Source organism: Modestobacter altitudinis, assembly GCF_005930475.1.
In the GTDB taxonomy this organism is placed as follows: Bacteria; Actinomycetota; Actinomycetes; order Mycobacteriales; family Geodermatophilaceae; genus Modestobacter; species Modestobacter altitudinis.
Genome location: NZ_SJEW01000029.1, coordinates 1 through 12,771, shown reverse-complemented (window position 1 = coordinate 12,771; position 12,771 = coordinate 1). Strand labels below are relative to the sequence as shown.

Genomic DNA, 12,771 nt, shown 5'->3' with positions numbered 1-12,771 from the left:
TGGAACGGCCCCCTTCCAGGGGCCCGCCCTGAGCTTGCGAAGGGTGGGGAGGAAGGGGGTCCTTTCTCAGACCTGGACGCCGCGGTCCCGCAGCCACGGGAGCGGGTCGACCTTCAGCCCGTCGATCCCGCCCAGGTGCACCTCGAAGTGCAGGTGCGGGCCGGTGGACTGCCCCTGGTTGCCCAGCAGCGCGATCGTGTCGCCGGCCCGGACGACCTGCCCCTCCTCGACGAGGATCTCCTGCATGTGGCCGTAGACGGTCACGTCGCCGTTCGCGTGCTGGACGTACACGGCCAGGCCGAAGCCGCTCGCCGCGCCGGCGCGGACGACGACGCCGTCCATGGCCGCGTACTCCGGCGTGCCGAGCGGGGCAGCGAAGTCGATGCCGGCGTGCAGCGTGCCCCACCGGTAGCCGAACCCGCTGGACAGCCGCGCGCCCTGCACGGGCAGCACGGCCTGAGGCCGGGCGGCCTCCGCGGCGGCGGCCACCGCCGCTGCGTCGGCGTCGGCCTGGACCTGCGCGGCGGCGGCCTCGGCGTCCTCCCGCTCGGCCCGGCTGGCGACCATCTGCTGCAGCCGCGAGGTGGCGTCGTCCGCGCCGGCGGGCTGCTCGGCCTGCACCATGCCGAGCTCCTCGGCGACGCTGACCGGCTCGTCGGCCTGCGCGACGGCCGGGGAGGAGTCGGTGGCCATGACCGTGCCGGCGATGCCGGCGGCGCCGATGAACGCCGCGGCCAGGTAGAGCGCCGGGCGGCGGGTGCGGGTGGAGGGGCGGCGGTGCCGGGGCCCCTGGCCGGCAGCGACGGCAGCGACCACCGCCTCGGCGCTGAACGCCGGGCGGAGCGGCGCGACGTCCCCGCCGGCGACCGGGGACAGGTCGGCGGCCGGCAGCGGCCAGACGTCCGGGAGCGCGGGGCCGTCACCCCCGACCGGCAACGGCCAGGAGGCGAGCGCGGGCGCGGGCGCCGGCACCTCGGGGGCTTGCGGCGACACGGTGGTGGTCGAGCCACCTGCCGTACCGGTGCGGATGCGACACACCGGTCCGTCGTCGTCGAGCCGGGCGAGATGTTGCGGGTCCATGCACCTGTCTTCCGTCGGGCGGTCTGGCTCGGGCGGGGCCCATGTAAACACGCCGTGACCGCTTCGTGATGTGGGCGAGAGGGCACGCACATGGGGTCAAGTGGGCGAGGTCACAACACTTCCTGCCAAATGCGCACCCTGCGTGACGGCACAGTTCCTGGCAGGTCGTGACTGCAACGCGCCGTCACGGGTAGGAGCGAGGAACGTCACGCCTAGGAGAACGGCCTGCTGAGGAAGTCGCGGCCGTCTCGAGCCCCCGAGAACGAGGAGCACCACCCATGCGCGCAGTGACCTGGCACGGCCGCGACGACGTCCGTGTGGACACCGTCCCGGACCCCTCCATCACCGACCCGACGGACGTGATCGTCGAGATCACCTCCAGCGGCATCTGCGGCTCGGACCTCCACCTGATCGAGGTCATGGCGCCGTTCATGACCGTCGGCGACGTCATGGGCCACGAGCCGATGGGGATCGTGCGCGAGGTCGGTCCCGGCGTGACCGAGCTGCGGGCCGGCGACCGCGTCGTCGTACCGTTCAACATCTCCTGCGGCACCTGCTGGATGTGCGACCAGGGGCTGCAGAGCCAGTGCGAGACGACGCAGAACCGCGAGCAGGGCTTCGGCGCCTCGCTGTTCGGCTACACCAAGCTCTACGGGCAGGTGCCCGGTGGGCAGGCGCAGTACCTGCGGGTGCCCTTCGGCAACACGCTGCCGATCAAGGTGCCCGAGGGCCCGGCCGACGACCGGTTCGTCTACCTCTCCGACGTCCTGCCGACCGCCTGGCAGGCCGTGCAGTACGCCAACGTGAAGCCGGGCAGCACGGTGCTGGTGCTGGGTCTGGGCCCGATCGGCGACATGGCCACCCGGATCGCCAAGCACCTGGGTGCGGCGCAGGTGCTGGCGTCGGACACCGTGCCCGAGCGGCTCGCCCGAGCGCGCGCCAACGGCATCGACGTGCTGGACACCACCGCCCAGGCCGACGTGGTCGCCTGGGTGCGGGACAAGACCGACGGCCGCGGGCCGGACGCGGTCATCGACGCCGTGGGCATGGAGGCGCACGGCTCACCGGGCGCCAAGTTCGCGCAGAAGGCGACCGCGCTGGTCCCGGACGCGGTGATGGAGAAGGTCATGCAGGTGGTCGGCATCGACCGGATGGCCGCGCTCAACACCGCGATCGAGGCCGTCCGGCGCGGCGGGACCATCTCGCTGTCCGGCGTCTACGGCGGGGCGACGGACCCGATGCCCCTGATGCGGATGTTCGACAAGCAGATCGAGCTGCGGATGGGCCAGGCCAACGTCTGGCGCTGGGTGCCGGACATCTTGCCGCTGCTCACCGACGCCGACCCGCTGGGCGTGGACACCTTCGCCACACACCACGTCCCGCTGGAGCAGGCGCCGCAGGCCTACGAGACCTTCCGGCAGAAGCAGGACGGCGCGGTCAAGGTGCTGCTCCAGCCCTGATCCCCGTCCCTCGCGGGCCGGGCCGCAGGGTCCCGGCCCGCGACGTGACGAGGTTCATGCCCGTCGGAGGCAAGGATCCGGGGCGCACTGCTCTTGGCTAGGAGAGGACGCCGACGTCCGCGTCCCCCTTCGTCCCACGCTCCAGGAGTTCCGCCTTGCCCCGCGCCCTGCTCGCGCTCGCCATCGGTGCCTTCGGCATCGGCACCACCGAGTTCGTGGTGATGGGCATGCTGCCCCAGATCGCCGACGGGCTGGACGTCTCCGTCTCCGCGGTCGGGCTGCTGATCTCCGCCTACGCCATCGGCGTCGTCATCGGTGCCCCCACGCTGACCGCGCTGGGCGTGCGGTTCACCCCGCGGCAGACGCTGGTCGCGCTGATGGTGCTGTTCACCGTCGGCAACCTGCTGTCGGCGCTGGCGCCCAGCTACGGCTGGCTGATCGCCGCCCGGGTGTTCGCCGCCCTGGCGCACGGGTCGTTCTTCGGCGTCGGCGCGGTCGCCGCCCGCCGCCTCGTGCCCAAGGAGAAGGCCACCCAGGCGATCTCCTTGATGATCACCGGGTTGACGGTGGCGAACGTGATCGGCGTCCCGCTGGGCACCTTCGTCGCCCAGCAGCTCAGCTGGCGGCTGGTCTTCGCCGCGGTGGCGGGGATCGGCCTGGTCACCATCGCCGGGCTGCTGGCCTGGATGCCGACGGTCGCCGGGGAGCCCACCGACCTGCGCAGCGAGCTGGGCGCGTTCCGCCGGCGCGGCGTGTGGCTGGTGCTCAGCACGACCATGATCGGCTTCGCGGCGCTGTTCTCGGTCTACAGCTACGTCAGCCCGATCCTCACCGAGCTGGGCGGCATCCCGGAGGCGTGGGTCACCCCGGTGCTGGGCCTGTTCGGCGCCGGCACCACGATCGGCACGCTGGTCGGTGGCCGGCTGGGTGACCGCTGGGGCATGTCGTTCGTGGCCGTCGGGCTGCTGGGCACCGCCGGCGCGCTCGCCGTCCTGGCGCTGGTGGCGCGCACCCCGGTCGCGGCGATCACCGTGCTGGTCTTCTTCGGCATGCTCGCCTTCGCCCTGGGCCCGGTCGTGCAGAACCGGGTGATCGAGGCGGCCCGCGTGCCCGGCGGCAGCCTCGTGTCCGCGGCCAACCAGGCGGCGTTCAACGTGGCCAACGCCCTGGGGGCCGCGCTCGGCGCCGCTGCCCTCTCGGCGGGGTTCGGCTACACCGCACCCATCTGGGTCGGGGCCTCCCTGGCCCTGCTCGGCACGGGGATCGCCGTGGCGACCATCCGCTCCGAGCGCCGCGAGCGCGCCGCGCTGGCCTTCGCCGCCCGCGCCGACGTCGACGCCTGGCAGCGGACCCTCGCCCCCGTCGCCGACGCCACACCCGCCACCGCCCGCTGACCGTTTGACCGCCCCCGGGGGCGGGGGTAAGCCCCGGTCATGACGACGACGGCGGAGAAGTCCGGCCAGTTCACGCTCGGCGACCGCGCGGTGCACCGCATCGGCTACGGCGCCATGCAGCTCGCCGGTCCCCACGTGATGGGCCCGCCGGCCGACCGGGACGGCGCCGTCGCAGTGCTGCGCCGTGCGGTCGAGCTGGGTGTGGACCACATCGACACCAGCGACTACTACGGCCCGCACGTGACCAACGAGATCATCCGCGAGGCCCTGCACCCCTACCCCGAGCAGCTGACCATCGTCACCAAGATCGGCGCCCGCCGGACGCCGGAGGGCGAGTGGCCGGAGGCGCTGGGCGCCGACGAGCTGCGCCAGGCCGTGCACGACAACCTCGACCACCTCGGCCTCGACGCGATCGACGTGGTCAACCTGCGGATGCCCGGCTTCGCCGAGCCGGTGCAGCGCTCGCTGGCCGAGCCGATGGAGACCCTGGCCGCGCTGCAGCAAGAGGGCCTGGTCAAGCACATCGGCGTCAGCAACGTGACCCCGCAGATGTTCGCCGAGGCCCAGGGCATCGCCCCGGTGGTCTGCGTGCAGAACCACTACAACCTGGTGCACCGGGCCGACGACCCGCTGGTCGACGCGCTGGCCCGGGAGGGCATCGCCTACGTGCCGTTCTTCCCGCTCGGTGGCTTCAGCCCGATTCAGTCCGCCGCGCTGGAGCAGGTGGCCCGGACGCTGGAGACCACGCCGATGGAGGTCGCGCTGGCCTGGCTGCTGGCCCGCTCCCCCAACCTGGTGCTCATCCCCGGCACGCGGTCGATCGAGCACCTGGAGCAGAACCTGGAGTCGGCAGCCCGCGTGCTCGGCCCGGTGGAGATGGCCGAGCTCGACCGCATCGGCGGCACCGGCACCCCCGACCCGGACCTCTGACGACCCGCGGTTTCGCGCGCGGAAGTACGCGTACTTCCGCGCGCGAAACCGCGGACGTCAGCGGACGGTGCGGATGCGGGCGACGCTGAGCGCGCCGAGCACGGTGACGCCGCCGGCCAGCGTGAACAGCACGTCGTAGCCCCCGAGCTCGGCGATCACCAGGCTGGCCAGCAGCGGGGCGAGCGCCTGTGGCACCACGACGGCCACGTTCATCACCCCGAGGTCGCCGGCCACGGTGCGGGCGTCGGGCAGCACCTGGGTGACCAGCGCCTGGTCGACCGAGGTGTAGGCGCCGTACCCGGCGCCGAGCAGCAGCCCGGCGACCAGGGCGCTCGGCCAGCTCGGCACGGCCACCAGCACCGCGCAGGCCAGCGCCTGCAGCACCGCGGCGCCGGCGACGAACACCCGCCGGCGCCCGGTGCGGTCCGACAGCACGCCGCCGCCCCAGGTGGCCGCCAGCGTGGCCAGCAGGTACACCACGGTCAGCACCAGCAGCGAGCCCTCGGGGTCGGCCACCCGCAACCCGTCGGTGAGGAAGTACAGCAGGTACGTCGTCCCGAGGGCGTTGCCCAGGTTGACCAGCAGCCGCCCGCCGAAGGCCCAGGCGTAGTCCGGGTGCCGGGTGGGTGCGGCCCAGGTGGCCCGGACGGCGGCACCCAGCGACGACGGGCGGTGGACCGCCGCGGTGTCGCGGGCCCGGAGCAGCCACGGCAGCGCGGCGAGCGCCAGCAGGACGGCGAGCGCCGGGTACCCGGCGTCCTCCCCCAGCCCGGTGACCAGGACCAGGCCGACCACGATGCCGAGCGCCTGCGGGCCGTAGACGGCGGCCGAGACCGCCCCCCGGTGCTCGGCCGGCACCTGGTCGGCGATGGTGGCGGTCAGCCCGGCCATCGCCGCGTACATCCCCAGCTGCGCGACCAGCCAGCCGCCGGCGACGCCGTGCCAGTCGTCGGCGGCACCGGTGAGCAGCAGCCCGGCGACGTAGACCACCACCCCCGCCGCCACCCACACCCGGCGCCGGCCCAGCGGTGAGCGGGTGCGGTCGCACAGCGCGCCGAACACCGGCAGCGCGACCAGGGCGGCGATCCCGGCCACCCCGTTGACCAGCCCGAAGTCGCGGACCTTGTGCGCGGGGTCCAGGTCCGCCAGCTGCAGGGGCAGCAGCAGCTGCACCGGGGCCAGCTGGGCCGCCCACAGCCCCAGCCAGACCAGCCCGAACCGGGCGGTCCAGGCCACCCCCAGGGACGGCGCCAGCGCTGGGGCGACCGGCTTCACCGGGGCACGTCGGCGTGCTCGGCGACGAAGAGGCCGACGGCGGCGTCCAGCACGGCCCGGGTGGCGGCGGTGTCCCGGTCGACCAGCCAGGTGGTGGTGGCCCCGTCGACGAGCGCGACCAGCAGCCGGGCGAGCTCGGGCACCGGCCGGCGCCACGTCGCCCCGGTCGCCGCGGCCGACTGCTCCAGCAGCCGGGTCGCCGCAGCGGTGTAGGCGCGGTACTGCTGCCGGGCCAGCGGGCGCAGGGCGGGGTCGCGCAGCGAGTGCAGCGCCAGCTCCAGCATCAGCTGCTCGGCGCCCGGCTCGGCCTCGAGGTGCTGCAGGTAGCCCGCCGCGGCCGCGCGCAGGCAGTCGGCCAGGCCGGCTCCCTCGGGGAGCTCGGCTGTCGCGGCCGACAGCTCGTGGCCGACCACCCGGTGCACCAGCTCGCGCAGCAGCTCGTCGCGGGAGGCGAAGGCGTAGTGGAAGCTCGCCAGCGACATCCCCGCCTCGGCGACGACGGCCCGGGTCGTGCCGGCGGCGAGCCCGTCGCGGGACATCACCCGCAGCGCGGCCTCGACCAGCGCGGCCCGCCGTGCGTCCGCCGGCAGCCGGGCCACCTCAGCGGCCGCCGGTGCGCGTCCGGGCCGGGCCGAGCACCCGGTCCAGGTGCGCGTTGCTGAACACACCGGTGGGGTCCAGCCGGTCGCGCAGCGCGGTGAACTCCGCGAAGCGCGGGTACCGGTCGGCGAGCGCGGCGGCGTCCAGGCCGTGCAGCTTGCCCCAGTGCGGGCGGCCGCCGACCGCACCGGCGATCGCCTCGAAGGCGGCGAAGTACGGGCCCGGCTCGCTCCGCGCGGGCACGTGCACCGCGACGTAGGCGGTGTCCCGGCCCGAGGCGGTGGACAGCGGGACGTCGTCGGCGGCGGCCAGCCGCACCTCCACGGGCAACGGGACCCGCCAGTCGCTGCGGTCGACCGCCCGGCGCAGCTCGCCGAGCACCTCGGCTGCCGCGGCTCGCGGGACGGCGTACTCCATCTCGCGGAACCGGACCCGGCGGCGGGAGACGAACACCCGGTGCGCGGCGTCGGTGTAGGTCCGGGGGGACAGCGCACGGGCCGAGGCCCGGGCGAGCGGGCGCACCAGCGGCGGGGCGACCCGACCGGCCGCGACGACCGCGGCGAGGGCACCGTTGGCCACCACCTCGTCGTCCCAGACCGCCCGCCAGCCCGGCAGCGGGTCCTGCTCGCCCACCGGCACCCGGGTGTTCCGCTTGGTCAGGCAGCGATCGGTGTGCGGGAACCAGTAGAACTCGACGTGGTCGGTCGAGGACAGGAATGCGTCGAGGTCGGCGAGCAGACCGGTCAGCGACGCCGACCCCTCCTCGGCCCGCAGCGCGAAGGCGGGCACGGCCTGCAGCGTCACCTCGCTCAGCACGCCGAGGGCACCGAGCCCCACCCTGGCGGCGGAGAAGATCTCGGCGTGCTCGCCGGGTGAGCAGCGCAGCACCGCACCGTCGGCCAGCACCAGCTCGCACGCCCGCACCTGGGTGGCCAGGCCACCGAACGCGGCGCCGGTGCCGTGCGTGCCGGTGGACAGCGCGCCGGCGACCGTCTGCCGGTCGATGTCGCCCAGGTTGGTCAGCGCCCAGCCGCGGGCCGCCAGCTCCGCGGTCAGCCGGTGCAGCGGCATCCCGGCCTGCACGGTGACCAGCCCGGTGCTCATCACCTCGACCAGCCCGGCGTGCCGGTCGAGGACGAGCTGGACGTCCTCGGGCCGGCCGATGGCGGTGAAGGAGTGCCCGCTGCCGATCGGCCGGACGCGCTGCCCGGCCGCGGCGGCCGCGCGCACGGCGGCGGCGATCTCCGCGATCCCCTGGGGGTGGGCCGCGGTGAACCCGGTCGCGGTCTGGTTGCCCGCCCAGTTGCGCCAGCGCTGCTCGTGCGGCACGCGGACCCCCTCGTTCGTCGTCGCGGCAGCGTGCCGCTCGTCGGCGCGCTGGTCAAGCGACTGGGACGCTTGACCCACTCGCCGTCCGACCAGGATGCTGCCGCACCATGACCCTCCCGCCCGTCAGCGACGCACCGGCGGAGCGAGCCCGGCTGGATGCCGCCACGGCCGACCTGGACCCGCCGCTGGCCGTGCTGGACCTCGACGCGCTCGACGCGAACGCCGACGACCTGGTCCGCCGCGCCGCCGGCCGCCCGGTCCGGGTGGCCAGCAAGTCGGTGCGCAACCGGGCCGTGCTGCGCCGGGTGCTCGCCCGGCCGGGGTTCGCCGGCGTGCTCGGCTACAGCCTGGCCGAGGCGCTCTGGCTGACCGGCGGGGACCACCCGGTCAGCACCGACGTGGTGGTCGGCTACCCCACCGTCGACCGGGCGGCCCTCCGCCGGCTGGCCGCCGACGAGCAGGCGGCCGCGCGGGTGACGCTGATGGTCGACTCGACCGACCAGGTCGAGGTCCTGGACGCCGTCGCCCCGCCGGGCTCCCGCCCGCCGGTGCGGGTCTGCCTGGACCTGGACGCCTCGTGGCGGCTGGGCCCGGCGCACGTCGGCGTCCGCCGCTCACCGGTGCACACCGCCGCGCAGGCGGCGGCGCTGGCCGGGGTGCTGGCCGCCCGGCCGGGGGTCGTGCTGGTCGGGGTGATGGCCTACGAGGCGCAGATCGCCGGCGTCGGCGACGCCCCGGCCGGGCGGCCGCTGCGCGGGCTCGCCGTGCGGGGGATGCAGCGGGCCTCGGGCCGGGAACTGGCGGCTCGGCGGGCCGCGGCGGTGGCCGCCGTCCGGGAGGTGGCGGCCCTGGAGTTCGTCAACGGCGGCGGCACCGGCAGCCTGGAGCGGACGGCGACCGACCCCGCCGTCACCGAACTCGCGGCCGGTTCGGGCCTCTACTCCCCCACGCTGTTCGATGCCTACCGCGCGTTCCGCGGCCGGCCCGCGGCGCTGTTCGCGCTGCCGGTCACCCGCCGGCCCGCGCCGGGGACGGTCACCGTGGCCGGTGGTGGCTGGATCGCCTCGGGGCCACCGGGGGCCGACCGGGTGCCGACGCCGACCTACCCGGCCGGGCTGCGGCTGGTCCCGACCGAGGGGGCCGGTGAGGTGCAGACGCCGCTGCGCGGTCCGGGGGCGGCGGGGCTGCGCACCGGTGACCGGGTGTGGTTCCGGCACGCCAAGGCCGGCGAGCTGTGCGAGCGGGTCGACGTGCTGCACGCCGTCCGGGGCGACGCCGTCGTCGACGCCCTGCCGACCTACCGGGGCGAGGGCCGCGTGTTCGGATGAGCAGTCAGCCGCTTCAGCGGGCGCGCTGGACCCGGCCCTCGTCGAACACCGGCTCGGGCGCCTCGTAGACCCGCCCGTCCGAGCCGAAGACCAGGAACCGGTCGAAGGTGCGGGCGAACCAGCGGTCGTGGGTCACCGCGATGACCGTGCCGTCGAACGCGCCGAGCGCCGCCTCCAGCGACTCGGCGCTCAGCACGTCCAGGTTGTCGGTCGGCTCGTCGAGCAGCAGCAGGGTCGAGCCGGACAGCTCCAGCAGCAGCACCTGGAACCTGGCCTGCTGGCCGCCGGACAGCGACCGGAACAGCTGGTCGCCCTGCGCGGCCAGGCCGTAGCGGCGCAGCGTCGCCATCGCTCGGCCCCGGTCCACCCCGGGGCGGCCGGGTTCGCCGTGCCACAGCAGGTCGACCAGCGTCCGGTCCAACCACTCCGGGTGCGCGTGGGTCTGGGCGAAGAAGCCGGGGACGACGCGCGCCCCGAGCCGCCAGTCGCCGCTGTGCGCGACGTCCTGACCGGCCAGCAGCCGCAGGAAGTGCGACTTGCCCGCGCCGTTGGAGCCCAGCACCGCCACCCGGTCGCCGTACTCGACCTCCAGGTCGAAGGCGCGCATCAGCCCGGCGAGCTCCAGCTGCTCGGCGACCACCACCCGCACGCCGGTGCGGCCGCCGCGCAGCCGCATGGTCACCGACTGGTCCGGTGGCCGCTCCGGCGGCGGCCCGGCGGTTTCGTACCTGGCCAGCCGGGTCTGCATGGCGTGGTAGCGGGCGGCCATGTCGGGTGAGTTCTTCGCCTGCTGCTGCAGCGTGCGGACCAGCTCGACCAGCCGGTCGTGTTCCTCGTCCCAGCGCTTGCGCAGCTCGGCCATCCGGTCGTGCCGAGCACTGCGCGCCGCGGGGTAGCCGGCCCAGTCGCCGCCGTGCACCCACGCCGTCCCGCCCTCGACGGTGACCACCCGGTCGGCGACCCGGGAGAGCAGCTCGCGGTCGTGGCTGACGAACAGCACGGTCTTGCGGGTCTCGCGCAGCCGCTCCTCCAGCCACCGCTTGCCCGGGACGTCGAGGTAGTTGTCCGGCTCGTCGAGCAGCAGCACCTGGTCCGGGCCGCGGAGCAGGCACTCCAGGGCGAGCCGCTTCTGCTCGCCACCGGACAGCGACTCCAGCGCGCGGTACTTGCAGCCGTCGTAGGGGACGCCGAGCGCGGCGACGGTCACGGTGTCCCAGGTGACCTCGACGTCGTAGCCGCCGACGTCACCCCAGTGGCCGAGCGCGTTCGCGTAGGCCATCTGGGCCGGCTCGTCGTCGATCTCCATCATCGCGAGCTCGGCGGCCTCGACGGCGTCCCAGGCCTCGCGGACCGCGGGCGGCGCGAGGTCGACGAGGAACCGTTGGACGGTCGTGTCGTCCCGGACCGAGCCGATGAACTGCCGCATCACCCCGAGCCCGCCGGTGCGTGCGACCGAGCCGGCCTCGGGCAGCAGGTCACCGCTGATGATCCGCAGCAGGGTGGTCTTGCCGGCGCCGTTCTCGCCGACCAGCGCGGCGCAGGCCCCCTCACCGACCCGGAAGGCCACGTCGTCGAGCAGCACCCGCCCGTCCGGGAGGGTGAGCCGGATCCCGGTGACGTCGACGTAGCCCATGCGCCCATCATCCGGCAGCGGGCGACCGGGTTCTCAGCCGCTGTAGGCGTTGCGCCCCTCGGCGGTGCTGGCGACGGCGTCCCGGACGAGCTGGTCCAGCGCCACGGCGTCGACCCGGTCCAGCGAGGTGAACCGGATGCAGCTCTTGCCGCAGGAGACCTTCCCGAGCTGTGCGGCCCGGGACTCGGCCAGGTACTCCCCGTCGACCACGGCGCAGACGTAGAGGGAGAGGTGCCGCTTCTGCGCGGCGAGGGCGATCAACGGCCAGGTCGTCGTCTCCTTCGCCGACCTCGGCCGGTAGGGCATGAGCCCGTACCCGAGCATCTGCCCCGACCCGACCGGGACCAGCTGCCGGTCGATCCCGGGCGCTGCGGCCTGCACCAGCGCGTCGACCCGGCGCAGCTCGCCGGCGCGGTCCCCCGCCGCGGCGAACCAGTCGTCCACGTCCACGGTCAGCCGGCCACGGTCAGAGCACCGTGCCCAGGAGCACCGCCCCGGCGGCCAGCAGCATCGCCGCCACGATGATCCCGGCGACCATCCGCTGGCGCCGCCGTCCATCCGGGCCGAGGTTGCCCATCCCCATCATGGGGGCACGGTACGGCGTCAGCCGACGGTCATGGAGTCCGTCCGGCTCCGGCGGAACCGACCGGCGGTCACCGGCTCGTACCGGGTCGGGCCCGCAGCCGCCGTGGGCAGCCGCTCCACCACCGTCCACGGGTCCGCCTCGGCGGAGAACGCCAGTTCGAGGAGTTCCTCGGTCGGGTCCTCCACCGGCGGCGGGAGCACCCGGTGCGGCGTGGAGCGCCACCGGTCGCCGGTCCACCGGGCGAGCAGGTCACCGGCGTTGACCGTCAGCGCCCCCGGTGCGGACGGCACGTCGACCCACCCGCCGTCCAGCGCGCGCACCTGCAGGCCGTCCGTGAGCGGCCGGCGGTCCGACACGGTGAGCGTGCCGACGTCGGTGTGCGGACCGACCCGCAGCTGCCCCGGTGCCACCGTGCCCACCTCCTGCCGGGCGGGGCACCGCTCGAGGTCCACGGTCCAGGTCTCGCCGGAGCAGCGGGCGACGAAGAAGTCGTCCGCCAGGTCCAGCGCGAGGGCCGCCACCCGCAGCAGGTCCTGGGCCAGCGCGGAGCAGGCGGCGGCGAACGCGGACGCCGCCGGTCGCAGGCCGGGCACCTCGACCGGCCAGCTGTTCGGGCCGTACCACTCCTCCTCCGCCGTCCCGGCCACCGCCACCGGCACCCGCTCGGCGCCGAAGGCGAAGGACTCCCGCAGGTCCGGCGGGGTGCCCCGGCCGTCCGGGTCGACGGCCGCCGGGACGCCGGGCGGGACCCAGCCCCGACCGCCCGAGAAGCACGCCAGCCGCGCCCTCCTCGCCGGTGGCAGCGCGAAGAACTGCCGGACCTCCCGACACAGCCGGTCGGCGACACCGGTGCCCACCCGGTGCCCGGTGACCAGCAGGAAGCCGGCCTCGCACAACGCCCGGTCGACGTCGGTCGCCACCTGCCGCCGGCCAGCCGGGCCGCCCGCGTACCAGGGGGTCAGGTCGACCAGCGGGACGGCGGTCATCGGCTTCCTCTCGGGTCGGCTGCCGGAACCGTAGGGAGCCGGCGTTGCCGCCGGGTGACACCGCCGTGACAGTGCCGTTGATGCCCTTCGTCGCCGGGCGCTCTCGCGGCGGTGACCTGTGCCGTTCAGAACGGTGGTGGGGTGGTGACCGCGGTCAGGCCGGTGGGGGT

General features: G+C 75.1%; 11 protein-coding genes. 4 read left to right on the top strand and 7 right to left on the bottom strand.

The window, feature by feature from the left end; all coding sequences use genetic code 11:
• Window positions 1-66: 66 nt before the first annotated feature.
• Entirely contained in the window at window positions 67-993 is a 927-nt protein-coding gene (locus FHL79_RS12500; protein WP_246080711.1) for a M23 family metallopeptidase, read from the bottom strand.
• Window positions 994-1,358: 365 nt separating this feature from the next.
• Between FHL79_RS12500 and FHL79_RS12495 the strand changes: the two genes are divergently transcribed.
• From FHL79_RS12495 to FHL79_RS12485, 3 genes are all read left to right on the top strand, one after another.
• A complete protein-coding gene (locus FHL79_RS12495; RefSeq protein ID WP_138758924.1) occupies window positions 1,359-2,540 on the top strand; it encodes a zinc-dependent alcohol dehydrogenase in 1,182 nt (393 codons plus the stop codon).
• 155 nt (window positions 2,541-2,695) lie between these two features.
• On the top strand, window positions 2,696-3,934 hold the full coding sequence (locus FHL79_RS12490; protein WP_138758923.1) for an MFS transporter: 1,239 nt from the start codon (window positions 2,696-2,698) through the stop codon (window positions 3,932-3,934).
• Window positions 3,935-3,973: 39 nt separating this feature from the next.
• A complete protein-coding gene (locus FHL79_RS12485) occupies window positions 3,974-4,864 on the top strand; it encodes an oxidoreductase (RefSeq protein ID WP_138758922.1) in 891 nt (296 codons plus the stop codon).
• Between the two features lie 57 nt (window positions 4,865-4,921).
• Here FHL79_RS12485 and FHL79_RS12480 read toward each other — a convergent pair whose 3' ends face one another.
• From FHL79_RS12480 to FHL79_RS12470, 3 genes are read right to left on the bottom strand one after another with little or no spacing between them, the layout of a single operon-like run.
• Window positions 4,922-6,139, bottom strand: a complete 1,218-nt coding sequence (locus FHL79_RS12480; RefSeq protein ID WP_138758921.1) for an MFS transporter — start codon at window positions 6,137-6,139, stop codon at window positions 4,922-4,924.
• Window positions 6,136-6,738: a TetR/AcrR family transcriptional regulator gene (locus tag FHL79_RS12475; protein ID WP_138758920.1), complete on the bottom strand. Its 603-nt coding sequence runs from the start codon at window positions 6,736-6,738 to the stop codon at window positions 6,136-6,138. The genes FHL79_RS12480 and FHL79_RS12475 overlap by 4 nt, the downstream gene beginning before the upstream one ends.
• 1 nt (window position 6,739) lies before the next feature.
• A complete protein-coding gene (locus tag FHL79_RS12470) occupies window positions 6,740-8,068 on the bottom strand; it encodes a D-arabinono-1,4-lactone oxidase (protein ID WP_138758919.1) in 1,329 nt (442 codons plus the stop codon).
• A gap of 107 nt (window positions 8,069-8,175) precedes the next feature.
• Between FHL79_RS12470 and FHL79_RS12465 the strand changes: the two genes are divergently transcribed.
• Window positions 8,176-9,396, top strand: coding sequence for an amino acid deaminase/aldolase (locus tag FHL79_RS12465; RefSeq protein WP_138758918.1), 1,221 nt, complete (start codon window positions 8,176-8,178; stop codon window positions 9,394-9,396).
• Between the two features lie 13 nt (window positions 9,397-9,409).
• Here the strand turns inward: FHL79_RS12465 and FHL79_RS12460 are convergent, their stop codons facing one another.
• The 3 genes from FHL79_RS12460 to FHL79_RS12450 form a co-directional block, all read right to left on the bottom strand.
• Entirely contained in the window at window positions 9,410-11,029 is a 1,620-nt protein-coding gene (locus FHL79_RS12460) for an ABC-F family ATP-binding cassette domain-containing protein (protein ID WP_138758917.1), read from the bottom strand.
• 33 nt (window positions 11,030-11,062) lie between these two features.
• Window positions 11,063-11,473, bottom strand: coding sequence for a DUF1801 domain-containing protein (locus tag FHL79_RS12455; RefSeq protein ID WP_246080709.1), 411 nt, complete (start codon window positions 11,471-11,473; stop codon window positions 11,063-11,065).
• A 159-nt stretch (window positions 11,474-11,632) separates the two neighbouring features.
• The gene (locus FHL79_RS12450; RefSeq protein ID WP_138758915.1) at window positions 11,633-12,601 is read right to left on the bottom strand and encodes an isopenicillin N synthase family dioxygenase; all 969 of its coding nucleotides are present in this window, start codon (window positions 12,599-12,601) and stop codon (window positions 11,633-11,635) included.
• Window positions 12,602-12,771: the final 170 nt, after the last annotated feature.

Excerpts from the sequence above, each read along its gene's own strand:
- FHL79_RS12460 (WP_138758917.1), bottom strand. The coding sequence starts at position 11,029 with ATGGGCTACGTCGACGTCACCGGGATCCGGCTCACCCTCCCGGACGGG.
- FHL79_RS12465 (WP_138758918.1), top strand. The coding sequence starts at position 8,176 with ATGACCCTCCCGCCCGTCAGCGACGCACCGGCGGAGCGAGCCCGGCTG.
- FHL79_RS12450 (WP_138758915.1), bottom strand. The coding sequence starts at position 12,601 with ATGACCGCCGTCCCGCTGGTCGACCTGACCCCCTGGTACGCGGGCGGC.
- FHL79_RS12495 (WP_138758924.1), top strand. The coding sequence starts at position 1,359 with ATGCGCGCAGTGACCTGGCACGGCCGCGACGACGTCCGTGTGGACACC.
- FHL79_RS12485 (WP_138758922.1), top strand. The coding sequence starts at position 3,974 with ATGACGACGACGGCGGAGAAGTCCGGCCAGTTCACGCTCGGCGACCGC.